The sequence below is a fragment of the Nocardiopsis flavescens genome, assembly GCF_900141985.1.
Taxonomy (GTDB): domain Bacteria; phylum Actinomycetota; class Actinomycetes; order Streptosporangiales; family Streptosporangiaceae; genus Nocardiopsis; species Nocardiopsis flavescens.
Genome location: NZ_FQZK01000024.1, coordinates 1 through 26088 on the forward strand (window position 1 = coordinate 1; position 26088 = coordinate 26088).

At 73.4% G+C, this 26088-nt stretch carries 26 protein-coding genes; 18 read left to right on the forward strand and 8 right to left on the reverse strand.

What is annotated here, in order from left to right:
- Together BUE45_RS26135 and BUE45_RS26140 are read left to right on the forward strand one after the other, a co-directional pair.
- Positions 1–678, forward strand: a 678-nt coding sequence (locus BUE45_RS26135; protein ID WP_178378658.1) for an AAA family ATPase, incomplete at its 5' end; no start/stop codon positions are given.
- 104 nt (positions 679–782) lie between these two features.
- Positions 783–1649: a DUF3105 domain-containing protein gene (locus BUE45_RS26140; protein ID WP_245833482.1), complete on the forward strand. Its 867-nt coding sequence runs from the start codon at positions 783–785 to the stop codon at positions 1647–1649.
- Positions 1650–1653: 4 nt separating this feature from the next.
- On the opposite strand, the gene BUE45_RS26145 is transcribed toward BUE45_RS26140, so the two are convergent.
- Positions 1654–2529 carry an HhH-GPD family protein gene (locus tag BUE45_RS26145; RefSeq protein ID WP_073383058.1) on the reverse strand — a complete coding sequence of 292 codons (876 nt, stop codon included), beginning with the start codon at positions 2527–2529 and terminating at the stop codon, positions 1654–1656.
- Between the two features lie 64 nt (positions 2530–2593).
- On the opposite strand from BUE45_RS26145, the gene BUE45_RS26150 reads away from it, so the two are divergent.
- Positions 2594–3367: a hypothetical protein gene (locus BUE45_RS26150; RefSeq protein WP_073383061.1), complete on the forward strand. Its 774-nt coding sequence runs from the start codon at positions 2594–2596 to the stop codon at positions 3365–3367.
- Positions 3368–3456: 89 nt separating this feature from the next.
- Entirely contained in the window at positions 3457–3819 is a 363-nt protein-coding gene (locus BUE45_RS26155) for an SSI family serine proteinase inhibitor (protein WP_073383065.1), read from the forward strand.
- 377 nt (positions 3820–4196) lie between these two features.
- On the opposite strand, the gene radA is transcribed toward BUE45_RS26155, so the two are convergent.
- Positions 4197–5549, reverse strand: a complete 1353-nt coding sequence (gene radA, locus BUE45_RS26160; RefSeq protein ID WP_073383223.1) for a DNA repair protein RadA — start codon at positions 5547–5549, stop codon at positions 4197–4199.
- Between the two features lie 206 nt (positions 5550–5755).
- On the opposite strand from radA, the gene BUE45_RS26165 reads away from it, so the two are divergent.
- Entirely contained in the window at positions 5756–6655 is a 900-nt protein-coding gene (locus tag BUE45_RS26165) for an SGNH/GDSL hydrolase family protein (protein ID WP_073383067.1), read from the forward strand.
- Positions 6656–6947: 292 nt separating this feature from the next.
- On the forward strand, positions 6948–7517 hold the full coding sequence (locus BUE45_RS26170; protein WP_073383069.1) for a C40 family peptidase: 570 nt from the start codon (positions 6948–6950) through the stop codon (positions 7515–7517).
- A 95-nt stretch (positions 7518–7612) separates the two neighbouring features.
- On the opposite strand, the gene BUE45_RS26175 is transcribed toward BUE45_RS26170, so the two are convergent.
- Positions 7613–8305 carry a class I SAM-dependent methyltransferase gene (locus BUE45_RS26175; RefSeq protein WP_084737905.1) on the reverse strand — a complete coding sequence of 231 codons (693 nt, stop codon included), beginning with the start codon at positions 8303–8305 and terminating at the stop codon, positions 7613–7615.
- Positions 8306–8385: 80 nt separating this feature from the next.
- On the opposite strand from BUE45_RS26175, the gene BUE45_RS26180 reads away from it, so the two are divergent.
- The 10 genes from BUE45_RS26180 to ccsB all read left to right on the forward strand — a co-directional run bounded on the left by BUE45_RS26180 (position 8386) and on the right by ccsB (position 19817).
- A complete protein-coding gene (locus tag BUE45_RS26180) occupies positions 8386–9321 on the forward strand; it encodes a sugar phosphate isomerase/epimerase family protein (protein WP_073383072.1) in 936 nt (311 codons plus the stop codon).
- Positions 9322–9414: 93 nt separating this feature from the next.
- Entirely contained in the window at positions 9415–10209 is a 795-nt protein-coding gene (proC, locus tag BUE45_RS26185; protein WP_073383073.1) for a pyrroline-5-carboxylate reductase, read from the forward strand.
- Between the two features lie 649 nt (positions 10210–10858).
- Positions 10859–12583: a DUF1109 domain-containing protein gene (locus tag BUE45_RS26190; RefSeq protein ID WP_245833483.1), complete on the forward strand. Its 1725-nt coding sequence runs from the start codon at positions 10859–10861 to the stop codon at positions 12581–12583.
- A gap of 166 nt (positions 12584–12749) precedes the next feature.
- Positions 12750–13910, forward strand: coding sequence for an acetoin utilization protein AcuC (locus BUE45_RS26195; RefSeq protein ID WP_073383075.1), 1161 nt, complete (start codon positions 12750–12752; stop codon positions 13908–13910).
- 279 nt (positions 13911–14189) lie between these two features.
- Positions 14190–14987, forward strand: a complete 798-nt coding sequence (locus tag BUE45_RS26200; protein WP_073383077.1) for a phosphatase — start codon at positions 14190–14192, stop codon at positions 14985–14987.
- Positions 14988–15239: 252 nt separating this feature from the next.
- A complete protein-coding gene (locus BUE45_RS26205; protein WP_013155995.1) occupies positions 15240–15443 on the forward strand; it encodes a helix-turn-helix domain-containing protein in 204 nt (67 codons plus the stop codon).
- A gap of 234 nt (positions 15444–15677) precedes the next feature.
- Positions 15678–16418: a TlpA family protein disulfide reductase gene (locus BUE45_RS26210; protein ID WP_073383079.1), complete on the forward strand. Its 741-nt coding sequence runs from the start codon at positions 15678–15680 to the stop codon at positions 16416–16418.
- Complete coding sequence (locus tag BUE45_RS26215; RefSeq protein ID WP_073383082.1) at positions 16418–17218, forward strand: cytochrome c biogenesis CcdA family protein; 801 nt, start codon at positions 16418–16420, stop codon at positions 17216–17218. Before BUE45_RS26210 ends, BUE45_RS26215 begins: the two co-directional genes overlap by 1 nt.
- On the forward strand, positions 17218–18828 hold the full coding sequence (gene resB, locus BUE45_RS26220; protein WP_073383084.1) for a cytochrome c biogenesis protein ResB: 1611 nt from the start codon (positions 17218–17220) through the stop codon (positions 18826–18828). Before BUE45_RS26215 ends, resB begins: the two co-directional genes overlap by 1 nt.
- Complete coding sequence (gene ccsB / locus BUE45_RS26225) at positions 18825–19817, forward strand: c-type cytochrome biogenesis protein CcsB (RefSeq protein ID WP_073383087.1); 993 nt, start codon at positions 18825–18827, stop codon at positions 19815–19817. Before resB ends, ccsB begins: the two co-directional genes overlap by 4 nt.
- Here the strand turns inward: ccsB and BUE45_RS26230 are convergent.
- A complete protein-coding gene (locus BUE45_RS26230) occupies positions 19808–20791 on the reverse strand; it encodes a LacI family DNA-binding transcriptional regulator (RefSeq protein ID WP_073383090.1) in 984 nt (327 codons plus the stop codon). The two genes, ccsB and BUE45_RS26230, sit on opposite strands and share 10 nt — an antisense overlap.
- 159 nt (positions 20792–20950) lie before the next feature.
- Between BUE45_RS26230 and BUE45_RS26235 the strand changes: the two genes are divergently transcribed.
- Positions 20951–22240, forward strand: a complete 1290-nt coding sequence (locus BUE45_RS26235; RefSeq protein ID WP_073383093.1) for a pectate lyase family protein — start codon at positions 20951–20953, stop codon at positions 22238–22240.
- An 84-nt stretch (positions 22241–22324) separates the two neighbouring features.
- Here the strand turns inward: BUE45_RS26235 and BUE45_RS26240 are convergent, their stop codons facing one another.
- A complete protein-coding gene (locus tag BUE45_RS26240) occupies positions 22325–22681 on the reverse strand; it encodes a PLD nuclease N-terminal domain-containing protein (RefSeq protein WP_073383096.1) in 357 nt (118 codons plus the stop codon).
- Positions 22682–22914: 233 nt separating this feature from the next.
- A complete protein-coding gene (locus BUE45_RS26245) occupies positions 22915–23115 on the reverse strand; it encodes a BldC family transcriptional regulator (protein WP_073383097.1) in 201 nt (66 codons plus the stop codon).
- Between the two features lie 422 nt (positions 23116–23537).
- On the opposite strand from BUE45_RS26245, the gene BUE45_RS26250 reads away from it, so the two are divergent.
- Entirely contained in the window at positions 23538–23927 is a 390-nt protein-coding gene (locus BUE45_RS26250) for a DUF4229 domain-containing protein (RefSeq protein WP_073383100.1), read from the forward strand.
- Positions 23928–24222: 295 nt separating this feature from the next.
- Here the strand turns inward: BUE45_RS26250 and BUE45_RS26255 are convergent, their stop codons facing one another.
- Both BUE45_RS26255 and BUE45_RS26260 read right to left on the reverse strand, forming a co-directional pair.
- Positions 24223–25437, reverse strand: coding sequence for an MFS transporter (locus BUE45_RS26255; protein WP_073383102.1), 1215 nt, complete (start codon positions 25435–25437; stop codon positions 24223–24225).
- Positions 25434–26012, reverse strand: coding sequence for an ArsR/SmtB family transcription factor (locus BUE45_RS26260; protein WP_073383105.1), 579 nt, complete (start codon positions 26010–26012; stop codon positions 25434–25436). The genes BUE45_RS26255 and BUE45_RS26260 overlap by 4 nt, the downstream gene beginning before the upstream one ends.
- Positions 26013–26088 lie beyond the last annotated feature (76 nt).

Genomic DNA, 26088 nt, shown 5'->3' on the forward strand with positions numbered 1-26088 from the left:
CGCAAGCCGTTCTCGGTGGTCCTGTTCGACGAGATCGAGAAGGCCCACAACGACATCTTCAACTCGCTCCTCCAGGTGCTGGAGGAGGGACGTCTCACCGACGCCCAGGGTCGCAACGTCGACTTCAAGAACACGGTCATCATCATGACGACCAACCTGGGCACCCGGGACATCTCCAAGGGCGTGGCCATGGGCTTCGCCAAGGAGGACGACGCCCAGACCAACTACGAGCGGATGAAGGCCAAGGTCGGCGAGGAGCTCAAGCAGAACTTCCGGCCGGAGTTCCTCAACCGCGTGGACGACATCATCGTCTTCCACCAGCTGACCGAGGGCGAGATCTTCCAGATCGTGGATCTGATGATCACCAGCCTCGACAACCGCCTCAAGGAGCGGGACATGGGCATCGAGCTCCGTCCCGCGGCCAAGAAGCTGCTGTCGGAGCGGGGCTTCGACCCGGTCCTGGGCGCCCGGCCGCTGCGCCGGACGATCCAGCGGGAGATCGAGGACCAGCTCTCGGAGAAGATCCTGTTCGGCGACCTCAAGGCCGGCCAGATCGTCGTGATCGACGCCGAGGGCGAGGGCACCGACGCCAAGCTCACCTTCAAGGGTGTGCCCAAGCCGGCGGCCGTCCCGGACACCCCCGAGGTCGAGGAGTCGGCCGCGGGCAAGGCCGAGTGACGCACGCGGTGTAACGCACTCCGTCAGCGGGGGCGCCCTTCGGGGCGCCCCCGCCGCCGTTCCCGGCCCCGGGCCCGGTGCGGGGGACCGGCTAGGGTGCGAGGGTGACTCAGCCGCATGATCCCCGCCACGACCCCCACGACCAGGGCCCGCAGCCGCAGCAGGGTCCGCCGCCGGGCCAGGGCCCCTACGCCGCGGGCCCGCCCGGCCCGCCGCCGGGACCTCCGGGACCGCCGGGCCCGCCCCTGGGCGGGCCGCCCGGGTACGGTCCCGCACCGCAGCAGCCGGGCTACGGGCCGCCCCCCGGCCACGGCCCCTACCCCGGGTACCCGCCGCAGCCCGGCGGGTACCCGCCCCCCGCGAAGAAGTCCTCGGCCGGACTCGTCATCGGCCTCGTCGCCGGCGCCCTGGTCCTGGTGCTGGTCATCGCGGGCGGCGGGCTGTGGCTCTACGCCTCCTCGCGCACCGCGCCCCCGTCCGACGCGGCCTCGGGCGGGGACGTGCTCACCTTCGAGGGCCTGTCCGCCGACCACGTCGAGGTGGGCGAGACCGTCGAGTACGACGTCTTCCCGCCGGCGGGCGGACCGCACTACCCCACCTGGCAGGACTGCGGCGTGTACACCGAGCCGCTGCGCGCGGAGTTCGCCGTGCACTCGCTGGAGCACGGCGCGGTGTGGATCACCTACGACGCGTCGCTCTCGCCCGACGAGGTCGCGGTCCTGGAGGGGCTCTACACCTCCGGCGACTACCTGCTGATCAGCCCGATGGACGGGCTGCCCTCCCGCGTGGTGGCCTCCGCCTGGGGCTCGCAGCTCCGGCTGGAGGACCCCGCCGACCCGGCGCTGGCGGGCTACCTGCGCGAGTACGTGCAGGGCCCGGCCACCCCGGAGCCCGGAGCGCCGTGCAGCGGAGGGGTCTCCGAGAGCGGGGACGCCGCGGAGGCGCTCGCCACCACGGGGACCGCCGCCTGAGGCCTCAGGAGGGCAGGGCGTAGCGGCCGTCCTCCAGCGGGTCCACGAGGCCGTCGGCGACCAGGCCGTCCAGGGCGCGCTCGCGCTGGACGCCGTCGTCCCAGACGGCGTCCAGCGCGGGCTTGGCCACCGGTTCCGCCGAGTCGCGCAGCACCGCCAGCAGGCGGCCGCGCGCCTGGCGGTCGGTGCCCGCGTAGGTCTGGCCGCGCCGGGGCGGTCCGCTGTACGCGGGCCGCCCCGCAGCCGTCCAGGCGCACTGGACGGCGATGGGGCAGTCGGCGCACGCGGGGGAGCGGGCGGTGCACACCAGGGCCCCGAGCTCCATCACGGCCACGCCCCAGCGGGCCGCCACGGACGGCTCGGGCGGCAGCAGGGACTCGGCGAGGGTGACCTCGGCCTTGGTCTGGGTTTTCGGCGGGTACTCGACGCCTGTTTCGGCCCTGGCCAGGACCCGGCGCACGTTGGTGTCCAGAATGGCGTGGCGCTGGCCGAAAGCGAAGCTCGCCACGGCCGCCGCCGTGTACGCGCCGACACCGGGCAGCGACAGCAGGGTGGCGTGGTCGTCGGGCACCACCCCGCCGTGCTCCCCCGTGATGGCCGTCGCGCAGGCGTGCAGGCGCAGCGCCCGGCGCGGGTAGCCGAGCCGGTTCCACATGCGGACCGCCTCGCCCGGGGAGTCCTCTGCCAGGTGGGCGGGGGTGGGCCAGCGCTCCATCCAGGCCCGCCAGGCGGGCAGCACCCGCACGACGGGGGTCTGCTGGAGCATGATCTCGCTGACCAGGATCGACCAGGGGGATGCCCCGGGGGCCCGCCAGGGAAGATCGCGGGCGTTGGCCTCGTACCAGGCCAGAACGGCGGTGCTGTAAGGGTTATCGCTCATCTTTAAACCGGGGATCGGCGGGTTGACTAGGTGGCGCGCCCGCAAAACCGCAATACTACGGCCCATGGCGTCAAGTACCGGACATCCCGTCAGTCCCGAGACCTACTGGAAGCGGCGCGCACTCGTGCTGGCCGGGGTCATGTTGGTGCTCACCCTCATCGTCTTCGCCTGCCGGCCGGGTGGCGGGGACGAGGGGGAGACGACCCGGTCCGACGCGAGCATGGGCGAGGACGCCTCCCCCAGTGTGGCACCCGAGGACGCCTCCGCGTCCCCGGAACCGGAAGAGGAGCCCTCCGAGGGCGAGGCATCTCCGAGCGCGGACCCCTCCGCCTCCGACGACCCCTCCGACGCCGAGGCGTCCGAGGGCGGGGAGGGCGGCTCCGGCGGGGAGGGCGGTTCCGGCGGCGGTGGCGTCGCGGCGCCCGAGAAGCCCGAGGACCGGTGCCGGCCCCAGGACGTGGTGGTCAGCCTCGACTTCGCGGAGTCCGACAAGGAGGTCTACGGCGCCGGCCAGAACCCCGCCTTCAAGGTCACCGTCGTGAACACCGCCGAGCAGACCTGCACCGTGGACGTGGGCAGCGAGGCCATGGAGCTGCGCATCCACTCCGGGGACGACCGCATCTTCTCCACCGCGGACTGCGTCGAGGGCGAGAGCCGGGTGGACCGCCAGGTCAGCCGGGGCGTCCCGCACGAGTTCGAGATCTCCTGGGACCGGGTGCGCTCCTTCAGCGACTGCCGCGGCGGCCGGTCCGACGCCAGGCCGGGCTGGTACCGCGCCAACCTCCACGGGGACTACGCGGGCTCGACCGAGCAGCAGGTGTTCCAGCTGAAGTCCTGAGCGGGACCGCGCGAACGCGGACACGGACGGCACTCATGTGATTACGATGAGTGTCGTCCGTGTTTTTCCGACCGGGAGTGAAATCCACCGTGAAACGCCTTGCCGCCTGCGGCCTCGCCCTGCTCACCGCCCTCGCGCTCACCCCGGGGACGGCCTCGGCCGAGCGCTACTCCGCCCGGTACGTCCTCGCCGTCACCGACGACTCCACCGGTGAGCGCTCCGTCACCACGCTGAACTGCGCGCCGGCGGGCGGCGCGCACCCCGGGGCCCGGGCGGCGTGCGACGCCATCGCCGAAGCCGGGTCGATCGAGGCGATCGCCCCCGCCGACGGCGTCTGCACCATGGAGTACCGCCCGGTCACCGCCACGGCCCACGGGCACGAGCAGTTCGAGGCGACCTTCGGCAACCCCTGCGTCCTGCGCCTGGCCAAGGGCGAGGTCTTCGCGTTCTAGCCGCTCCGGCGGCGTGCGCGGACGGCCCGGGAGGGGCGCGCGGTACCGGCAGACCCGGTGCGGCCACCCGTCGTCCACGACGCGGCGGCCCGGCCCGGCGCCCGGCGGGTGCCGGGGTGGCGCCGGGGACTTCCCTGCGGACGGCCCGGGAGACGGCCGCGGCCACGGGGCTCCCGCCGCGTGCGCACCGGGCCGCCGCCGCGGGCCCGGCGGGCCCCGGAGCGCGGTGGCGGGTCCGGGAGGGGGCGGGTCCGGTCCCCGGAGCGCCCTGCCGCGCCACCGGGGGCCGGTCCGGCGCCCGGTGGGTGCGAGGGAGGCGGCGGGGCGCTTCGGGGGTCCCTGGGACCGGCGCGGATGCCGCCGGGCACCGCGGCCGGCTAGCCGCGCCGGCGGGCCACGCGGACGAGGGCCTCGCTGAGCTCCTCCACCTCGTGGAGGCGGATGCCCGGCACCGGGTCGCCGAAGTGCTTGGGCACGATCGCCTCGGTGAAGCCCAGGCGCTGCGCCTCGGACACCCGGCGGCGGGCGCCGGTGACCGTGCGCACGTCCCCGGCCAGGCCGACCTCGCCGACCACCACCAGGCCCCGGGGCAGGGCGACGTCGTTGTGCGAGCTGCCCGCCGCCATCGCCAGCGCCAGGTCGATCGCGGGCTCGGTCAGGCGCACGCCGCCCACCGTGGAGGCGTAGACGTCCAGGCTGGCGAGCTTCATGCCGGTGCGCTTCTCCAGCACCGCCAGGATCATGTTCACCCGCGAGGTGTCCAGCCCCGAGGTGGCCCGGCGGGGCGCGGGCAGCGGGGTGGGCGCCACCAGCGCCTGCACCTCGGCGATGATGGGCCGCCGCCCCTCCAGCGCCACGGTGATGCAGGTGCCCGGGACCGGGTCGCTGCGCTCGGTCAGGAACAGGCCGCTGGGGTCGGCCAGGCCCACGATGCCGCTCTCGGTCAGCTCGAAGCAGCCGATCTCGTCGGTGGGGCCGTAGCGGTTCTTGACCGCGCGCAGCAGCCGCAGCTGGGAGTGGCGCTCGCCCTCGAAGTGCAGCACCACGTCCACCAGGTGCTCCAGCAGCCGCGGACCCGCGATGGAGCCGTCCTTGGTCACGTGGCCCACCAGGACCGTGGCGATGCCGCGCTCCTTGGCGATCTGGATGAGCGCGCCGGTCACCTGCCGTACCTGCGTGACGCCGCCCGGAACGCCGCTGGTGTCGGGGGACATCATGGTCTGCACGGAGTCGACGATGATCAGGCCCGGGGACACCGCGTCCACGTGCGAGGCCACGGTGGCGATGGAGGTCTCCGCCGCCAGGTACAGCTTGTCCGACAGCGCCCCCAGGCGCTCGGCGCGCAGCCGGACCTGCCCGGCGGACTCCTCGCCCGTCACGTACAGGACGGGGCCGGCCTGGGCGCGCTTGGCGGCCACCTCCAGCAGCAGGGTGGACTTGCCGACACCGGGCTCCCCGGCGAGCAGGACCACGCCGCCGGGGACGGCGCCGCCGCCCAGCACCCGGTCGAGCTCGTCGATGCCGGTGGGGACGGCCTCCGCGCTCTCCACGCTGATCTCCGTGATGGGCCTGGCCCGGGAGGTCACCGCGGCGGGGGCCACCGCCATGGGCGCCGGGGCCCCGGCCTCCTCGACCGTCCCCCACGCCTGGCACTCCCCGCAGCGGCCGACCCACTTGAGGCTGGTCCAGCCGCATTCGGCGCACCGGAACGTCGTCTTCGCTTTGGCCATGTCCGACACGCTAACGCGTACCGGGGACGCTCGGCCCGGGCCCGGGGCCCGCCGGGAACGACACAGGAAAGTTACCTACGAGTCAGCTATCCGCGGGCGTAGGTTCTGTTACACAATGGCCTTGGTCCGTAACGCAGCGGTACGCCGCCGCGCCCGCGGGCCCGACCAGCTCTTCCGGCCCCCGCTCCTCGGAGAGGAACCCCCCTGTGACCTCTGCTCCCCTGCGCGGCCTCGCGCTCCGCGCCGCGTCCCTGCTCGCCGTCGCCCTCGGCGCCTCGGCCGTCCTGCCCGCGACCGCCTCGGCCGACGAGGCCTCGGCCGCGGCCTACGACCACTACGTCTCCATCGGCGACTCCTTCGTGGCGGGCCCCCTCGTCACCTCCGAGCGGGTGACCACGTCCGTGCCGCTGTTCGGCTGCATGCGGTCCTCGTCCAACTACCCGGCGATGCTCGCCGAGCGGCTGGGCGTGACGGAGTTCACCGACGCCAGCTGTTCGGGGGCGGTGATCGAGGACCTCTACGAGCCGCAGTTCTCCGACGTGCTGCCCCAGCTCGACGCGCTGACCCCGGAGACGGACCTGGTCACGGTGGGCATCTCCGGGAACGACTTCGGGTTCTCCAGCGTGTTCGTCGAGTGCGCCAAGCAGAGCCTGAGCAACCCCCTGGGCAACCCGTGCGAGCGCCACTACGGCGACGAGCTGTCGCAGCGGGTCGAGAACCTGCGCGGCGAGGTGGCGACCGTGTACGCGGACATCGCCCAGCGCAGCCCGAACGCCACGGTCCTGTCCGTCGGCTACCTCCAGATCCTCCCCGAGAGCGGCGGCTGCTGGCCGAGCACCCCGGTCGCCCGGGGCGACGTTCCCTTCCTGGACCGGGTCCAGACGGAGCTGAACACGATGATCGCCCAGGAGGCCGCCGCCCAGGGGGCGGTGTTCGTCGACGTCATGGAGCGCGGGCACGACGTCTGCAAGGGTTCCGGCACCCGCTGGGTCGAGGGCCTGATCCCCGAGAACGGGGCGCCGATCCACCCCAACCGCCTGGGGATGGAGGCCACCGCGGACTTCGTCGCGCAGGAGCTGGGCGTGCCGGTCCAGGACGCCGCCTGAGGCGCGTCCGGCCGGCTTCTCCGGCCGGTCGGTGACCGGCGGTGACCCGTTCCGGCCGCCGGTCCCGGAGGCCGGCGGGCAGAAGTGAGGGCGCCGGGGGCAATCGCCCCCGGCGCCCTTTTCGTCCGCGGGGGTAAAGCCAATCTTTACCGGTTTCCCTGCCGTGTTGCATTACTGAGAGTGACAATTGGAAGACTTTGTGTGACGAATGAAACGTGTGTCGTGGCGGACCCATCCGCGTCGCGGTGACGCGGACGCCACGGCGGACCGATATCCGGTATGTGGAGGACCAGTGCTTCTACCGCGACACCGTGAGAAAACGCAGGCCTGCCGTCCCGTGGAACAGGGGCGACAGGCCTCACCCTTGTGCCGGCCCCGGTCGGGGGTGCGCGCCCTCGCGGTCGCCGCCCTCGCCGCGGTGCTGGCCCTGGGCGCCGCACCCGGACCGGCGCAGGCGGCCCCCGCCGCCCGCGCGGTCCAGGGGGAGCGCGTCCACCAGCTCTCCTCCTCCGCCGCGGAGAAGGCGATCGAGGCCGCCGAGGGACAGAAGGGGACCCCCTACTCCTGGGGCGGCAGCAAGCCCGGCGGGTTCGACTGCTCCGGGCTCGTCCAGTGGTCGTTCAAGCAGGCCGGCGTGAGCCTGCCCCGCGTCGCCCAGGACCAGGTCTCCGCCGGGACCAGGGTGAGCTACTCCAACGCCAGGCGGGGCGACCTCCTCTACTGGGCCGACAGCGGGGGCTACGCCTACCACGTGGCCATCTACCTCGGCGACGGCCGCATGATCGACGCGCCCCGGTCGGGCGACAAGGTCCGGGAGCGGGACGTCACCAGCTACAACCTCGCCGGAGCCGTGCGGCTGTGACGCCGCCCCCGCGGGCCGCGCGCCGGACGCCGACGGCCGCGGGCCCACGCTCTCCCGGGGGGTGACCCCGGCGGCCCGCACCCCTGAACGGGTGCTCAGTACCTCCGCCACCAGAGATTGACCGCGTAGTCCACCGCGGTCCCCGGGTGCGCCGCGATGATCTCCGCGGCCAGGGCCGGAGGGAACTCGATCCCCACCACCGCCTCGAAGGAGCGGCGGTCGGTGAAGTCCCAGCGCATCGTCAGGGCTTCGCGCTCGAAACCGTGGGAGGACCAGAACCTTTCGACGGCGGCCGGGTCGTAGGACGGCAGCGACCGTCGGAACCAGCCGCCGAACGTGGACCGGGTCGCGTCGTTGTCGATCACGAACGCGACCCCGCCGCGCCGCATCACCCGGTCGAGTTCGACCAGCCCGGGTTCGCACCCGGGGCCGAAGAAGTAGGCCCAGCGCGCGTGCGCGACCTCGACGACGGAGTCGGGGACGGGCAGCCGCTGGGCCGCTCCGGCCAGTACCTCGGCGTTGGCCAGCCCCGCCACCCGGGCCCGGGCCCGGGCCGCCAGCGCGGGGTGGGGCTCCACCCCGGTCACCCGGGCCGCGCTCCGCGCGAACCGGGGCAGGTGGAACCCGGTGCCGCAGCCGATGTCCAGCACCCGGGCGCCCGCCGTCGGGCGGATGCGCCCCATCGCCGCCTCGATCACCCCGTCCGGGTCCGCGGCGAGGTTCTCCAGCTCATAGACGTCGGGGTGGCGCCAGATGTTCGGGCTGGGAACGGCCTCCCTGGGGATCATGACCGCAGAGCCTACCGGCGGCACGCCACGTTCACACCGCGGCTACGCACGGGGGCGGTCGGAGCGCATACCCTGTCCACGTGAGCGCTATCCAGGTACCAGACGCGCCCGTCGTGCTCTCGACGGCGTCGGTCTACCCTGAGAAGACCCCGGCCGCCTTCGAGATCGCCGCGAAACTGGGGTACGACGGCATCGAGGTCCTCGTCTCCTCCGACCCCGCCAGCCAGGACGTCGACCTGCTGCGACGTCTCTCCGACTACCATCAGATCCCGGTCACCGCGGTCCACTCCCCGTGCCTCGTCCTCACCCAGCGGGTGTGGGGGCGCGAGCCCTGGGGCAAGCTCGTCCGCTCCAAGGAGATGGCCGAGGCCCTGGGCGCCACGACCATCGTGGTCCACCCCGCCTTCCGCTGGCAGCGCGACTACGCCCGCGAGTTCGAGATCGGCGTCGCCCGCATGCAGGAGGAGACCGACGTGGTCTTCGCGGTCGAGAACATGTACCCGGTGCGCGTGCGCGACCGCGAGGTCGTGCCCTACGCGCCGAGCTGGAACCCCCTCGACCGCGACTACGCCGACGTCACCCTCGACATGTCGCACACCGCGATGTCCGGCTCCGACGCCATGGACATGGCCAAGCGGCTGGGCGACCGCCTCTCCCACATCCACGTCGCCGACGGCTTCGGCGGGCAGAACCTCGACGAGCACCTCATCCCGGGCCGCGGCCGGCAGCCGGTCGCGGAGGTCCTGGAGTACCTGGCGGGCGGAGGGTTCGAGGGCCAGCTGGTGCTGGAGGTGAGCACCCGCAAGGCGCCCGACCGCGCGGCCCGGATGCGGGAGCTGGCCGAGGCGCTGGCCTTCACCCGGCTGCACTTCGCCCGCCCGGCCGAGCCCGCGGCGGCGGGGCGGCCCCGCGACCGGCGCGAGCGGATCGCCCTGCTGCGCCGCCGTGCGCCCTCCCCGCCCCGCCTGTTCGAGGTGGACTCCACGGGGACGGTCGAGGGCGGCGACGACGACTGACCCGGTCCCGCGTACCACGTGGTGAGACGCCGTGTCCGCCCCGGCTCCCCGGGGCGGCTAGCGTTGCGGGGGACCGCAGAGAGGACCCTTTTCATGATCGCGATCATCGGTGCCGGGAAGATGGGCGAGGCGCTGCTCGCCGGGATGCTGGCCAAGGGCCACGCCCCGGAGGGCGTCCTCGTCACCGAGCCGCGCTCGGAGCACGCGGCCGAGCTGCGCGGGCGCTACGGCGTGGAGGTCGTCCCCGCCGACGAGGCCGCCAAGCGCGCCGGGACGCTGCTGCTCGCGCTGAAGCCGCAGGACATGGTCTCCCTGCTGGACGACCTCGCCCCGCACCTGTCGCCGGACCGGCTCGTCATCTCCGTGGCCGCCGGCCTCACCACCGCCGTGCTGGAGGAGCACCTGCCCGCGGGCACCCCGGTGGTGCGGGCCATGCCCAACACCCCGGCCCTGATGGGCCAGGGGATGACGGCCGTCGCAGGCGGCGCCCACGCCGGCGCCGGGCACCTGGAGCGCGCGGAGGCGCTGCTGGGCACGGTCGGCGAGGTGATCCGGGTCGGCGAGCAGCACATGGACACCGTCACCGCCATCTCCGGCAGCGGGCCCGCCTACTTCTACTTCATCGCCGAGACGATGATCGAGGCGGGCGTGGCGATGGGCATGCCGCGCGCCACCGCCCAGAAGCTGGTGGGGCAGACCATCACCGGCGCCGCCGCCATGCTCAACGGCTCGGGGGAGCACCCGGTGGTCCTGCGCGAGGCGGTCACCTCGCCGGGCGGCACCACCGCGGCGGCGCTGCGCGAGCTGGAGCGGCACGGGGTGCGCGCCGCGTTCACGGACGCGATCGAGGCCGCGCGGGACCGCAGCAGCGCGCTCTCGGGGAGCTGAGCGCCCGGGGTTCGGGCGTCCGAGGTGCTGAGACGCACCGGAGGGGCTGCCGGTTCCCCGTTGAAGTGGCCGAAAACGGTCGGACTGCACGAAGGTCCTGAACGGGTACATAGGTAGTGTTCAGAGGGAGGGTGGAAACGCCCTCCACCAGGTCCTGCCGTCTCCCAGGAGGCCGGGCCGTCTCCCCCGTCACCCGACCCAGGGCCATTCCATGAGTCTTCCCCCTTCCTCCCCAGACCCGTCCCGGCCTCCGGGCGGGCCCGTGCCCCCGCCGGGCGGTCCGCCGCCCGGCGGCGACCAGGGCACGCCCCCCGGGCAAGCCCCGTCCGGCCCGCAGCCGGGTGGCGACCCGGCCCACGGTGCCGTGCCCGCCGCGGGTGCCCCCTCGGGTCCGCAGCCGGGCGGGAACCCGTCCTACGGTGGTGTGCCCTCGGGTCCGCAGTCGGGCGGGAACCCGTCCTACGGTGGTGTGCCCTCGGGTCCGCAGTCGGGCGGGAACCCGTCCTACGGTGGTGTGCCCTCGGGTCCGCAGTCGGGCGGGAACCCGTCCTACGGTGGTGTGCCCTCGGGTCCGCAGTCGGGCGGGAACCCGTCCTACGGTGGTGTGCCCTCGGGTCCGCAGTCGGGCGGGAATCCGTCCTACGGTGGTGTGCCCTCGGGTCCGCAGTCGGGCGGGAATCCCTCGTACGGTGGTGCTCCCTCGGGCCCCCAGACCGGCGGGAACCCGCCCTACGGCGGCGCGCCCACGGGCGGCGCGTACTCCGGCGGCGTCCCGGGCGGCCCCGGTGTCCCCCCGGGCCCCGGCGGCCCGGCCGGACCGGGCGGGCCCTTCGGTCCCCCCGGCGGCCCCGGCGCGCCCTTCGGCCCGCCCCCGCCCCCGCCGCCCCGGCGGCTGGGCCTGTTCTCCTCGCCCACCGCGCTGCACACCGCCGCCCTCAACGCCACCGGCACGGGCGCGGGCTACCTCCGCATCAAGCGGTGGCCGTTCTTCGCCGCGGCCCTGGCCGTCACCCTCGTCCTGCTGGTCGCGGCGGCCGTCCTGGGCGCCGCCGACAACCTGCTGCTGTGGACCCCGCTCCTCCTGGTCTGGTTCCTCGCCGCCGCGGTGCACGGCCTCTTCGCCGGCCGCGCCCACGACGAGCGGATCCTCGCCCAGGGCGGCACCCCGCCCCGGAGCGCGCTGCCCTACCTGACCGCCGGCGGCCTGGCCGTCGCCCTGGTCGTCTCCCTGACCGGCGTGTGGCAGCTCGGCGAGTGGCGGCTGCGCGTCGCCGACGCCGCCCACGCGCGCGGTGACTGCGGCCCCTCCGAGGCGGTCGCCGCGTACGAGTCCGTCGAGGACTTCTTCCAGCTGTCCTTCTCCTCCTCCCTGATGGACCGCGCCCGCGCGGGGATCGCCGCCTGCGGGCTGCTGGAGCGGGCCCAGGGCGACGTCGACGCCGAGGACTACGAGCAGGCGCTGGACTCCTACGCGACCTACTTCGAGCACCCGGCCGCCCGCTGGCAGGACACCGACGGCGAGGTCGCCGACATCCACTTCTCCTACGCCGCGGACCTGCTGGAGAACGCCGACGCCGCCTTCGGTGGCGAGGTCACCCCCGAGTACACCGAGGACGTCCGGCGGGCCCACGAGGTCTTCGCCATCATCCCCGTCGACTACGAGGGCACCGAGGCCGCCGGCCGGGTCCCCGAGGCCCTCGTCGACCTCTACGACACGGGCACCAACCGCCTGGGCTCGCAGTGGTGCGTGGGGCTGGACCAGATCGACCTGCTGGCCGACCTGGACTGGGCCGCCGCCCCCGACATCCCCGACCGGATCGCCGAGGAGCGGCCCGAGGCCGCCCTGGAGTGCGGCTGGGAGTCCGTCGACTCCCAGGAGTTCGACCAGGCCGACGCCATGGTCGAGATCCTGGAGGCGGAGTACGCCGACTACGAGGCGGACGACGTCGAGAAGATGGTCACCCACATCGGCGCCGGGCGCATCGAGCAGGAGATGGACCTGCTCACCGTCGTGGGCGACACGTCCCTGGACACCACGCCCACCGGCGGCTCCGGCAACGACAAGTTCGTCTTCGAGATCGTCAACCACTCGCCGCACGAGCTGCGCTTCCTCTACGTCGGACCGGACAAGGTCCACGGCGAGGTCACCGCCGCCCCGTGCGACGACTGCGACTCCTACCCGCCGGACTCGCCGCCCTCCTACGACTCGTGCTTCGGCGAGGGCGAGACCCTCAAGGTCGAGCTCGACCCGGGCGAGTACCGCATCGTGGTCGCCAACAGCGACTCGCTGTTCACCCGTCCCATGCACGGAACGGTGAAGCTGGGCGGCGGCGACCTGTCCGAGAGCTGCTACTACGTCACCACGGGCCTCTAGCGCGCGTGCGGGGGCCGGGCCGGTGCGGACATCCGTACCGGCCCGCGCCGTGTCCGCCCCCCGGGGTTCCGGGTACACCCCGCCCTTGCGTACTGTGTGCTTCGGAACACGCACACCTGAAACGGGGGTCACCGACATGGGAGGGCGTACGTCCTGCTCGCTCCGGGTGGCATGGGATGACGGGCTGACCGCCTACGACTTCGGGCCGATGCACCCGATGGCGCCGATCCGGGTCGAGCTGACCATGGCGCTCGCCCGGGAACTGGAGGTCCTGGGAGCCCCCGGGGTCTCCCTCCTGGACGTGGAGCCCGCTTCCGACGACCTCCTGTCCCTGGTGCACGACCGCTCCTACATCGAGGCGGTCAAGCGCGCCGGCCGCACGCTGGAGCCGGACGACGCGCACATGCTCGGCACCACCGACAACCCGGTGTTCAAGGACATGCACGACGCCGCCGCGCTCATCTGCGGCGCCTCGGTCGCCGCCGCGCGGGCGGTGTGGACGGGGGAGTCGGTGCACGCCGCCAACATCGCGGGCGGGCTGCACCACGCCATGCGCGGCAACGCCTGGGGCTTCTGCGTCTACAACGACCCGGCCCTGGCCATCGCCTGGCTGCTGGAGCAGGGCGCCAAGCGCATCGCCTACGTCGACGTCGACGTCCACCACGGGGACGGCGTCCAGCGCGCCTTCTACAACGACCCCCGGGTGCTCACCATCAGCCTGCACGAGTCGCCGGTCACCCTGTTCCCGGGCACCGGCCAGGCGGGGGAGACCGGCGGGCCCGACGCGGAGGGCTACTCGGTCAACGTCGCCCTGCCCGCCGGGACCGGCGACAGCGGCTGGCACCGGGCCTTCGACGCGGTGGTCCCGCCGCTGCTGCACGAGTTCCAGCCCGAGATCCTGGTGACCCAACAGGGCTGCGACACGCACGCCCTCGACCCGCTCGCCAACCTGACGCTCAGCGTCGACGGCCAGCGGCGCGCCTACGCCGAGCTGCACAAGCTCGCCCAGCGCACGGCCGGCGGACGCTGGCTGCTGTTCGGCGGCGGCGGGTACGGGCTGGTGCACGTGGTGCCCCGCGCCTGGACGCACCTGCTCGCCGAGGCGGCCGGCCGTCCGGTGGACCCTGACACCGAGACGCCGCAGCGCTGGCGCGACTTCGTCCGGGAGCGCACCGGGGAACTGGCGCCGCTGTACATGACCGACGGCCGCGACGTGGCGTTCGCGCGTTTCGAGGAGGGGTACGACCCCGGCAATCCGGTGGACCGCGCCATTAACGCGACCCGGACCGCGGTGTTCCCGAGCCACGGCATAGACCCCAGCCTCTGACCTCCGAAGACCCCGGTCTCCGGGGTCTTCGGACCGTCTTCTGATGAAGACACCCTTTCGTTCCGATCTCTTCTATTTTCTAACCGGATGTCCGTGATCCCGGTATCGTTTCCCGGTGAGCGATGTCGCCCGGTGAGCGCTGGGGTGAATTCCCGTCCACGGGGCGTGGCGCGCGTCCAGCGGGTAGGAAGAGGTTGAATACCGGGCGAACGGGAGCAGGCGCCGTGGTGGCCGCACGGCGCGTCACGTGTTCGCCCCGACGAGGAAGGGGAACACCTGGTGACGCCGCCGACACGTGCTGAACTCATCTCCCATCTGGTACGGACGGGGATCGCCGGACACGTCGATACCTCGCGCCAGAACAACCTTCGGCACTACCGGCGCCTGGTCCAGAAGGACCCCTACCACCAGTTCGGCCTCACCTTCTCCCACGACTGGACCTTCTCCGAGGTCCTCGCGCTGATGAGCAAGCGCTGCGGTGTCGTCGGCGACGAGGAGTACGTCTGGGGCATCGACACCATCGACCCCGACCTCACCGTCGACGCGCTGGAGGCCTTCGCCGACCGGCTGGCGCTGGCCGCCGAGCGCGGGGAGCGGGTCATGTTCGCCACCGGGCACCCCGACAAGCTCCAGGGGACCTACCGGGTCTGGAAGGACGCCCTCGCGGCCCAGGGCTGCCCCATCGTCACCGCTGCGGGCGGCTACACCTACGAAGTGACCACCGAGCGGCCACCCAACCGCCGTTTCGTGGTCTGGCGGGACGAAGTGGCCATCGTCATGGACGGCCACCTGGCCCGGCACAGCCACCACCCGTTCGCCATGCGGGCGATCCTGGGGGACCTCTCGGACCGCGGGCAGGCATGGCCGCAGTTGGTCATCGCGGACCACGGGTTCGCGGGTGCGGCAGGGGAGGCGGGAGTGCCGACACTGGGCTTCGCCGACTGCAACGACCCCGCCCTCTTCCTCGCGGAGCACGAGGGGAAACTACTGGTCACCGTCCCTTTGGACGACGGTTATCTGACGGAGGACTACGCCCCGCTACGCGATTACGTTCTCGCCCGAGCGGGCCTCGGTTGAGCGGTGGCGGCCATTTATACCCACCGTTAAACCTCACCCGGCGCGCCTTCCGGGTATTACTCGGAAGACAGCACGAACGACCTTTCGCAGACGGGAACTCCGCTCTACTCTGAAAACGGACGTGTCAGTAGTGACAGCATGACACGCCGGCGTGGCGTTGGGACGGGGCACATACCGGGGTCGCCCCCTACCGGCACCGCGTTGGGCCGAACCATTGGCAATACTCACGTCCGGGAATGAGGGCGTCGGAAGATGAACGGGAGCAAACCGCCTCTTGAAGAGGTCAGGTTCCTGACCGTGGCGGAGGTCGCCACGATCATGCGAGTGTCCAAGATGACCGTGTACCGCATGGTGCACTCGGGAGTTCTCCCCGCGATCCGCGTGGGGCGTTCTTACCGGGTCCCCGAGAGGGCCGTCCACGACTATCTCCGTGAGGCGTTCGTCGAGGCGGGATGACCGGAGAACGGCCGGACCGGGCCGGGGCGTCGAGCCCCTCCCGGCCGGCCGCCGGAACGCGCAGGGCGGGACACCCGGGCCCCCACGGGTGATCCCGTCCTCGTGAGGTCCCGCCCCCTCACCAGGGGCGTACGGCTCTTGCGCCGGGGCGGCGGAACGGGTCCCAGGGTGTCTACTACACTTTGTCGTTGTCGTAGTCCGCCCAGTTCACACCCCGTTCGCGAGGTCTCCTCGATGCCCAGTGCCAGAATCGGCGCGCGGTCCCGCCGCGCTGTGACGCGCCTCGCCGCGGTCGCGGCGGTCTCCGTACTCGCCCTCACCGGATGCGCCGGCGGCAACGAGATCGAGGCCGGGGGCGAGGACGACCGCTTCATCTCCGGTGACGGCACCGCCACCTCCTTCCCCGCGGACGAGCGGGTCGAGGCGCCCGACTTCTCCGGAACCACCCTCGACGGCGACGCGATCGCCCTGGCCGACTACGCGGGACGCGTCGTCGTCCTCAACGTCTGGGCCAGCTGGTGCGGGCCCTGCCGCACGGAGCAGCCGGTCCTGGACGAGGTGCACGCCGAGTACACCGGCCTGGGCGTCGACTTCCTGGGCGTGAACATCAAGGACGACGACACCGCCGCCCGCACCTACCTGGAGACCAAGGGCGTCGAGTACCCGAGCCTGTACGACCAGCCCGGCGAGGTGCCCCAGGCGTTCCGCGGGACGGTGCCGCCCCGCGCCATCCCCAGCACCCTCGTCATCGACCCGGACGGGCGGATCGCCGCCCGGGTCATCGGCCCCACCACCTACGGGCAGCTGACCGGCCTGCTGGACCCGGTCGTCGTCGAGTTCGGCCTCGGCGACCCCGAGGAGCGGCCCCGGGTGGCCGAGGAGGAGATGCGGGAGCAGGAGTCCGCGGAGCCCGGGGAACCCGGGGAGTCCGCGGAGCCGACCGGGGCGCCGGGCCCCGACGGGGACGACGCCTGATGGACCCCGTCGGCACCACCGTCCTCACCGGATCCCTCCTCATGGCCGTCCCGCTGGCGGTCGCCGCCGGGCTGGTCTCCTTCCTCTCCCCGTGCGTGCTCCCCCTGGTCCCCGGCTACCTGTCGTACGTGACCGGGATGAGCGCCGCCGACGTGCGCAGGCGCACCGCGGTCGGCGGCGGCACCGCCACCATCGCCGACGTCGACGAGGAACTGGCCGCCCGCCGCTGGACCATGGTCACCGGCAGCGTCCTGTTCATCGCCGGGTTCACCCTGGTGTTCGTGGCCGTGGGCGGCTTCATCGGCTGGCTCGGCGACCTGCTGGTCGAGTACACCGACCCCATCACCCGGGTCCTGGGCGCGCTGACGATCGTCCTCGGCCTGGCCTTCATGGGCGCCCTGCCCGGGTTCGCCCGCGAGTTCCGCTTCCAGCGCCTGCCCCGCGCCGGGCTGCTCGGCGCGCCCCTGCTCGGCGTGCTGTTCGGACTCGGCTGGACCCCCTGCATCGGACCCACCCTGGCCGCGGTGCAGACGCTCGCGTTCGTCGAGGGCGGCGCCGGGCGCGGCATGCTGCTCTCCCTCGCCTACTGTGTGGGCCTGGGCCTGCCGTTCATCGCCGCCTCGCTCCTCTACCGGCGCGCGCTCACCGCCTTCGGGCGGCTCAAGCGCCACACCCGCACGGTCACCGTGATCGGCGGTGCCATGCTCGTCCTGGTCGGCCTGGCCATGGTGACCGGTCTGTGGACCCAGTGGACCATCGCCATGCAGGGCTGGGCCGCCGACTTCCAGACGGTGATCTGATGAGTACGACCACGACCGACACCGGCGCGGCCCCGGCGGAGGGCTCCCCGCGGGGTCCCAAGGGGCTCGGCGCCCTGGGGTGGGCGCGCTGGGCCTGGCGCGTCCTGACCTCGATGCGCACCGCGCTGATCCTGCTGTTCCTGCTGGCGGTCGGCGCCATCCCCGGGTCGATCCTGCCGCAGAACGTGGTGAGCGTCGACGAGGTGAACATCTACTTCCGGGAGAACCCCGAGCTGGCCCCCTGGCTGGACCGGTTCCACCTCTTCGACGTCTTCTCCTCGCCCTGGTACGCGGCGATCTACCTGCTGCTGTTCGTGTCCCTGGCCGGCTGCGTCTTCCCGCGCGCCCTGGTGCACGCCCGCGCGGTCCGCTCCCGGCCGGTGCGCACCCCCCGCAACCTGGGGCGCATGCCCTACTCCGCCAGGTTCACCACCGGCGCCTCCCCGGAGGCGGTGCTGGAGCAGGCCCGGGGCGTGCTCAAGGGGTACCGCGTGGAGCGCTACGGCGACTCCGTCTCCGCCGAGACCGGCTACCTGCGCGAGGCCGGCAACGTCCTGTTCCACCTGGCCCTGCTCGGGCTGCTCGTGGCGCTGGCCGCCGGGTCGTTCTTCGGCTACCGGGGCAACATGCTGGTCGTCGAGGAGGACGGGTTCGCCAACACGCTGCCCTCCTACGACGCGATCTACCCCGGGCACTGGACCGACATGGACTCCATCGCCCCCTTCACGATCCACCTCGACGACTTCGAGGCGGGCTTCATCGAGGAGGGGGACCTGCGCGGCCAGGCCGCGTCCTACGTCGCGGACCTCACCTACACGGAGGAGCCCGGCGGCCCGGAGATGACGCACCGGCTGGAGGTCAACCACCCGCTCAGCGTCTCCGGCGTGCAGGTCTACCTGCTCGGCCACGGGTACGCGCCCGAGTTCGTCGTGCGCAACGGCGACGGCGACGTGGTGTTCGACCAGGCCGTGCCGTTCCTGTACCGGGACACCATGAGCTTCGTGTCCGACGGTGTGGTCAAGGTCCCCGACACCGGGGCCGGGGACGACGCGCAGCTCGGCTTCGTCGGGGTCTTCCTGCCGACCGCCGCCCAGACCCCCGACGGCGAGCTGACCTCCAGCTTCCCCGGCGCGACCGAGCCGCGGGTGACCCTGGAGGGGTACACGGGCGACCTGGGCATGGTCGACCCGCAGTCGGTCTACCAGCTGCGCACCGAGGGCATGGAGTCCCTGGGCGAGTCCCCGGTGCTGGCGGCCGGCGACGTCTGGGAGCTGCCCGACGGCGCCGGATCCATCGAGTTCGCCGGCTACAAGGAGTACGTCAGCCTCCAGGCCAACCGGGACGGCGCCCGGCTGCCGGCGCTCCTCACCGCGGCCACCGCCGTCGGCGGCCTGCTGCTGACCCTGTTCATCCGTCCGCGCCGGGTGTGGGTGCGCGCCGCCCGCGGCGAGGACGGCCGGACCCGCGTGGAACTGGCCGGACTCGGCAAGACCGAGGTCGCGGGCAACAACGCCGAGTTCCACGAGATCACCACCGAGCTTGCCGCACGACTCCGGAACGAGTCGGACGACAACCCCCAGAACCCTTCCGACACGAGGAGTGACCGGTGACGTACACTCTCGCCGCGCCGGTGAACGAGACCATGGCGTCGGCCAGCGACACGCTGGTCATCGCCATGATCGTGACCTACGCCGCGGCCCTGTTCCTGTTCGCGATCGAGGCCGCCTACGGGCGTCGGACCAACCTGAAGGCGGGGCGGCTGATGCCCGTCTCCGCCGGTGCGGCCGGCGGGGGCGCCGACGGCATCGAGGTCGACGTCCGCACCACCGAGGGGGAGGCCAGGGCCTCCCAGAGCGTGCTCGGCGCGATCGCGCTGGGCGTCACCGCCCTCGGCTTCCTCATGGGCCTGGCCCAGATCATCACGCGGGGCGTGGCCGCCGGCCGCTGGCCCTGGGGCAACATGTTCGAGTTCGTGGTGGCGATGTGCCTGGTCGCGGTGGGCGTGCTGCTGTACGCCTCCTTCCGCTACCAGGCCCGCTTCCTGGGCGCCTTCGTGCTGGTCCCCGTGCTGATCCTGCTGGGCATCGGCGTCAAGTGGCTGTACGTCGACCCGGGCCCGCTGATCCCGGCGCTGCACTCCTACTGGGTGCCGATCCACGTCACCGCGGCCATCCTCGCGGGCGGCGCGTTCATGGTCTCCGGCGTCACCGGCGTCACCTACCTGGTCTCGCACCGCTCCGACGTCAAGCGGGCCCGGGGCGAGCAGGTCGCCGGCATCGCCGGCCGCCTGCCCAGCCCCGAGCTGCTGGACCGCATCTCCCACCGGCTCATCCTGTTCGCGTTCCCGCTGTGGACCTTCGGCATCATCGCCGGGTCGATCTGGGCGGACGAGGCCTGGGGCCGGTTCTGGGGCTGGGACCCCAAGGAGGTCTGGTCGTTCATCTCCTGGGTCATCTACGCCGCCTACCTGCACGCGCGGGCGACCGGCGGGTGGCGCGGACCCAAGGCCACGTGGATCAACGTGCTGGGCTTCGCGACCATCCTGTTCAACTTCTTCGCGGTGAACTACATGTTCAGCGGCCTGCACTCCTACGCCTGAGCGGGCCGGGAGGGCGCGGGTCCCGTCGACCCGCGCTCGACCAGGCGGGTGCCCAGGGTGACGGTCCCGGCGCCCGCGCCCCCCAGCAGCAGGTCCACGGCGGCCCGGCCCGCGTCCCCCGTCGGCATCGCCACGGTGGTCAGGGCGGGCCGGGTGTGGCGCGCGGCCGGGGTGTCGTCGACCCCCACGACGCTCAGCCGCCCCGGGACGGGGACGCCCCGATCGCGGGCCGCGGCCAGCAGGCCCAGCGCCACCAGGTCGTTGTGGGCCAGTACGGCGGTCGCCCCGACCGCGGCCACGGCGCCGAACGCGGCGGCCCCGCCCTCCTCGGTCGGCGGGTACGGGCCGACCCGGTGCACCCGCGGCCCGTGCTCCCGGGCGGCCGACGCGGCCGCCCGCGCCGCGCTCCGCCCCGTCCACGAGGCCGCGGGGCCCGACACCAGCGCGATGTCCCGGTGGCCCAGGCCGGCCAGCAGGGCGACCGCGCCGCCCACCCCGCGGCCGACGTCCATCAGCACGCAGGGCAGGCCGCGGAGCCGGCGGTTGACGATCACGAGCGGCACCTGGGCGGCCAGCTCCCTGATCCGCTGCTCGGGCGCGCGGGGGGAGACCAGGACGAGCCCGTCCACCTGGCCCGCGAGCGAGCGGACCGCCTCCTCCTCGACGTCGGCCTGCTCGTCGGTGTCGGCGATGAAGACGTGGTGGTCCCGCTCCCGCGCCCGCTCCTGGGCGGCCTTGACCAGCGGGGGGAAGAACGGGTTGGCGATGTCGGCGACGACCACGCCGAGGTTGCCCGTCCGGCGGGTGGACAGCGCCCGGGCCGCGCGGTTGGGGCGGTAGCCCAGGTCCCGGGCCAGGGCCAGCACCCGCTCCCGGGTCGCCGGGTTGACCAGGTGCGGCGCGGAGAACGCGCGCGAGACGGTCGACACGTGCACCCCGCCGATCCGGGCCACGTCCTTGAGCGTCACGGCCATCGCGCCACCTCTCCGCGGACGCCGGGGCGGACGGGGGCGGGGGAGCGCGTCCGCGGGTCCGGATCTTTCCCATCTTTCCACGGGCGGGGGTGTTGCTTCTTTCCGGCGTGTGGACGAGTTTGTTGCAAACGTTTGCAGTCTCATCCCCCAGGAGTGACCATGCGCCGGCACCTCGCCCCCGCACTCGCCCTCGCGCTGACCGCGGCGCTCACCGCGCCCCCGCCCGCGGCGGCGGACGACACCGGACGGGAGGTGCTGCCCGCCGGCGACGGCTGGGCCTGGGCGGGCGGCGGCACGACCGGAGGGGCGGCCGCCACCGCCGGGAACGTGTTCCGGGTGTCCACCCCGGCCGCGTTCCGGGCCGCCATCGCCGGGGACGAGCCCAAGATCGTGTACGTCGACGGCCTCATCGACGCCAACACCGCCCCCGACGGAACCCCGCTGGGCTGCGACGACTACGCCGTGGACGGGTACTCCCTCCAGGAGTACCTGGAAACCTACGACTCGCTGGTCTGGGGCCGGGAGGACCCCTCCGGCCCGCTGGAGGAGGCCCGGGACGCCTCGCGCGCGGTGCAGGCCGAGCGCATCCGCTACCGGGTCGGCTCCAACACGACGATCGTCGGCGCCGACGGCGGCGGCGAGCTCACCGGCATGAACCTGCTCGTCCAGGACGTGCGCAACGTCATCCTGCGCGACCTCACCTTCTCCGACACCCACGACTGCTTCCCCGGCTGGGACCCGGGCGACGGGGAGACCGGTAACTGGAACGCCGAGTACGACCACGTCGAGGTCTCCGGCTCCAGGAACGTGTGGATCGACCACAACACCTTCGACGACGGGGAGCGCCCCGGCGCGGCGCAGCCCGAGTACTTCGGCCGCAAGTACGAGGTGCACGACGGCCTGCTGGACATCGTGCGCGCCGCCGACCTCGTGACGGTGTCGTGGAACGACTTCGACGGCCGGGACAAGGCCCTGCTGCTGGGCAACAGCGACGGCCGCACCACCGACCGCGGGTACCTGCGGGTGACCTGGCACCACAACCACTTCGACGGGCTGGGCCAGCGCGCCCCGCGGGTGCGGTTCGGCCAGGTGCACGTCTACAACAACCTCTACACCGTGCGCGGGGACCTGCACCAGTACAGCCTCGGCGCGGGGGTCGAGTCGCAGCTCCACGTCGAGAACAACCTGTTCGACCTGCGTGACGGGCACACCGCCGACACCCTCCTGTACAACTGGGGCGGCACGGACGTGGCCGGCTCGGGCAACGCCCTCATGACCGGGGGAGGGGGCCGGATCTCGGGCGTCGACCTCGTCGCCGAGCACAACGCGGCCAATCCGGACCGACCGCTGGGGTCCGAGGCCGCCTGGGTCCCGCAGTACACGACGGGGGTCCAGCCCGTGCACGCCCTGCGCGGCCTGGAGAGGAAGGTGGGCGCGGGTCTGCTGTGACACAGGACGACACAGGGGGCCGCTCCGGGATACGGAGCGGCCCCCTGTGCCGCCGGACCCTTGCGGGCCCCGCTGTCGGGCGTCCTACTCGTCGGGGTCGATCCGGCGGTCGAGTCCGCGCAGGAAATCGGGGTCGTCGTCCGGGCCGAGCGGGTGCGGACTGTTGGAGGGCTCGGCGAAGTCCGACGGGTCGAGGTCGTCGATGGAGGCGGCGGCCTGGGCCGGGGAGGCCGCGGCGCCCCACACGGCCGCGGACTTGCGGGGACGTCCTAGGAACAGCCACAGGATCGAGCCCACGGGCATGAACAGCGCGATGACGACCAGCCAGAGGACCTTCGGAAGGTTCCGGGCATCCTGGGCCGGGGTGGTCAGCGCGTCGAAGAACGCGTACACCCAGAGAACGATCGACACGAGCGTGATCAGGCCACCAAGCCACACCATGATTCCAGCCTATCTCTCGCTGTCCACTCCCCATGGTCGGGCCGACTCCCACGGCCGACACACCGCCGCGCCGAGCGCGGCGAGGGGACCGCGGACACCGGGGGCTGCGACCCGGGTGCGGTGCGGTTCCGGCGCATCGGCGCGATGTCCCGGAACCGGAAAGGGGTGCGGCTCCCTTCCCCTGAGGCCCGTGCCGGACCTCGGGATGCCTCTCGGGATCGGGTCCCCTGGGGTCAGGAGGTGCTCTCGCTCGGCTCGCCGAGCAGGAGGGCGCGGACTTCGGACTCGCGGAAGCGGCGGTGGCCTCCCGGGGTCCTGATGCTGCTGATGCGCCCGGAGGCGGCCCAGCGTGTGACGGTCTTGGGATCAACCCGGAAGAGTGAGGCCACTTCCCCGGGGGTCAACAGGCGTTCGCTTGCTCGTTCCACCTTCACATTCCCCCAATCGTGCCCGCCTCGGACTGTGGGGGCGGCGGGCGTTTGATCCCCTAGTGTGCATGAGTTGGTCCGTTTCCTCCCTAGTTTTCGGAGAAATTGCGGTGTTGGGGGGAGGAGTACGGGATATGTGACCGGAACGTGATGTTCGGGCCCTGCTGTCGGGATTGGAAACATCCCATGACTATCTGAATCCATGGCAGGGGCCCGATCCCCCCGCAGGGAGGGACACGCGCCGACCCGGTGCGGGCTCCCGGGCACTCACCCTTAATCTGGAGGTGAGAGCACATGAGTGCGCCGACACCGGCCCCCGTTGAGAGGCCGAACCCCCCGGAAACCGCGAAAGCGGACCGGTCGTCTCGTGCGCTGATGGGCGTAGCGACCAATCTAGTCCAGGTAATCATCTGTTGTGAGGCTTTTCGATGCGTAGCTGGCTGCCCTATACCGCCGCCCGCGTAGGGCTGTTCCTGGCGGCGTTCGGAGTGGTGTACCTGTTCGGTGCCCGATCGTGGATGGCGCTCATCCTCGCCTGGCTGATCAGCGGCCTGGCCTCCTATGTTCTGCTGTCCTCCCTGCGCGACCGGATGTCGGCCTCCGTGGTCGACCGGATCGAGAAGAACCGCGGCTCCCTGGTGGGCGACCGCCTGGACGGCGGCGCCGCCCGCGAGGACCACCTCCAGGACGCCCCCGCGGACGCGCCCGCCGCCGGGGACGCTCCCGGCGACGCCCCCGCCGCGGACGGGACCGGCACGGACCCCGCCGGCACGGACGCGGCCGGCACGGCGGCGCAGGCCGCCCCCAAGGACTCCTAGGCCCCGCCGGCGGGCCGCCGCGCCCCGGGGCGCCTCCCGCCGCGTCCACGCCCGCGCCGATGCCCGGGGGCCCGTTGTGGGGCAGCGCCGGCCCGCCGGGCACCGCGCCCTCGGAGCGGCTTCACGCGCCGTCCGGCGCGGGCCCGGCGGGAAACCGCTCCCGCCCTTCGGCGCGGGGCCGCGCCCCGTCGGAGCACCTGCCACACGCGCCCCCGCCCGGCGCGGGGCCGCACCCGGTCCGTGCTCCGGTCGGACCGTCGCGACCCGCCCGGCCGGGCGGGCGGACGCGGGGGGCCTAGGCGGACGGCTCGGGTGCGGGATCGGGCCGGTCCAGCCCCCGCGCGGCCCGCCCGAACAGCGGTGCCAGCGCGGCGAGCAGGTAGATCCCGGCGCCCGCCAGCACCACCGGGGCGACGCCCGCCGCGGCCAGCGCCGCCCCCGCGACCGGCCCGCCCAGGGGCGAGGCCAGCCGCGTCAGGGCGCCGATCGTCGCGGTGCCCCGGCCGACCGCCCCCGGCGGCAGCCGCTCGAACAGCACCGCGCCCAGGACCGGGTTGAGCAGCCCGCCGAAGAGCCCGCTGACCGCGAAGACGGCCAGCACCGCCCCCAGCGGGACGTCCAGGGCCAGCACCGCGATGTGCGGCGGCCCCGCGAGCGCCAGGGCGACGAGGAACGTCGCCCGCCGGGGGAGCCGGTGCCCCACCGCGGTCGCCGCCAGCGAGCCCAGCACCGAGGCCGCGCCCAGCGACCCGGCGACCATCCCCACCACCTCGGGTCCCATCCCGTTCCCGTGGACCCAGACCGGCAGGACCAGCGAGGAAACCGCGGTGCCGATCGCGTTGGTCACCGCCAGCACCAGCACCACGGTCCGCAGGGTCGGGTCCCGCCAGACCACCCGGAAACCGGTGAACAGGCGGTCCAGGTACCCGGACCCGTCGTGCGCCCCCGGGGGCGCCACCCGGACCGCGCCCAGGACCAGCGCGGCCAGTGCCAGGAGCACCGCGTTGGCGTACAGCGCGGGCAGCGCGCCCACCGCCGCCACCGCGCCGCCCGCCGCGAGCGGTCCGACGGTCTGCGACAGCCGGTCCACGGTTCCGGCCAGCCCGGTCACCCGCTCGATCCGCACCCCGGCCGCCGCTGCCGCAGCGGGGGCCAGCGACACCTTGGCCGCCTCCGCGGGGCCGGTGGCCAGGCCGATGACCGTCACCAGCGCCAGCAGCAGGGGGAACGACAGCATTCCGGCGGCGTGCGCCAGCGGTACGCACAGGACCGCGGCGGACGCCGCCGCGTCCGCGCGCACGCTCACCGCGCGCTGTCCCCACCGGTCCAGCAGCGGCCCGCCCAGCAGCCGGGCCAGGGCGTAGGCGCCGACCTCGCAGAACAGGACCAGGCCCATGCGCGCTGGGCTGCCGGTGGTCTCCAGCACGAACCAGGGGACGGCGACCATCGCCAGCCGCGTCGCGGTGTAGCACAGCGCCTGGGACAGGACCAGCCCCGCGACGGGGTTCACCGACCGCCCGGGTCCGGGAAGGCGGCGAACCGGACGTGCACGGGCCGGGTGCCGGGGGCGGGGTCCTCGCACGCGTACCGGTCCAGCAGCGCGCGCACCTCCCGGCGCAGCCCCTCCAGCTGCTCCAGGGTGAGGTGCGCCGAGCGCCCCGCCATCACCTGGGCCTCGCGCCAGCCCTCCGGCTGGGCCGCCCACCCCTCGACCGCGGCCGCCAGGTCGCGGCCCCAGCTCGCGGCGAGCGCCGTGCGCACGGCGGTGCTCAGCTCCGGCTCGTCGGTGTCCAGGTGCTCGGGGAACCGGAAGCCCCGGTGGCTCGCCCGCCACCAGCGCTCCCGGGAGGTGCCCAGCTCCGGGTCCTCGTGGATGAACCCGTGCGCCTCCAGCCGGCGCAGGTGGTAGCTCGCCGACGCTGAGGAGATCTCCAGCCGCTCCGCGAGGGCCTTGCCGGTGGCCGGGCCGTGCGCCTGCAACAGGTCCAGGATGTGCATCCGGAGGGGGTGCGCCAGCCCGCGCAGCGAGTGCGCGTCCAGGTGCTTGGCGTTCTCGAAGGGGTCCCGGGGGGTCTCATCGCTCATGCCCGCACCCTAGACACCCAAGACCTCTTGGCCAAGAGGTGTTGGCCAAGAGGTCTTGGGCTTTTCCCGCGCCGGG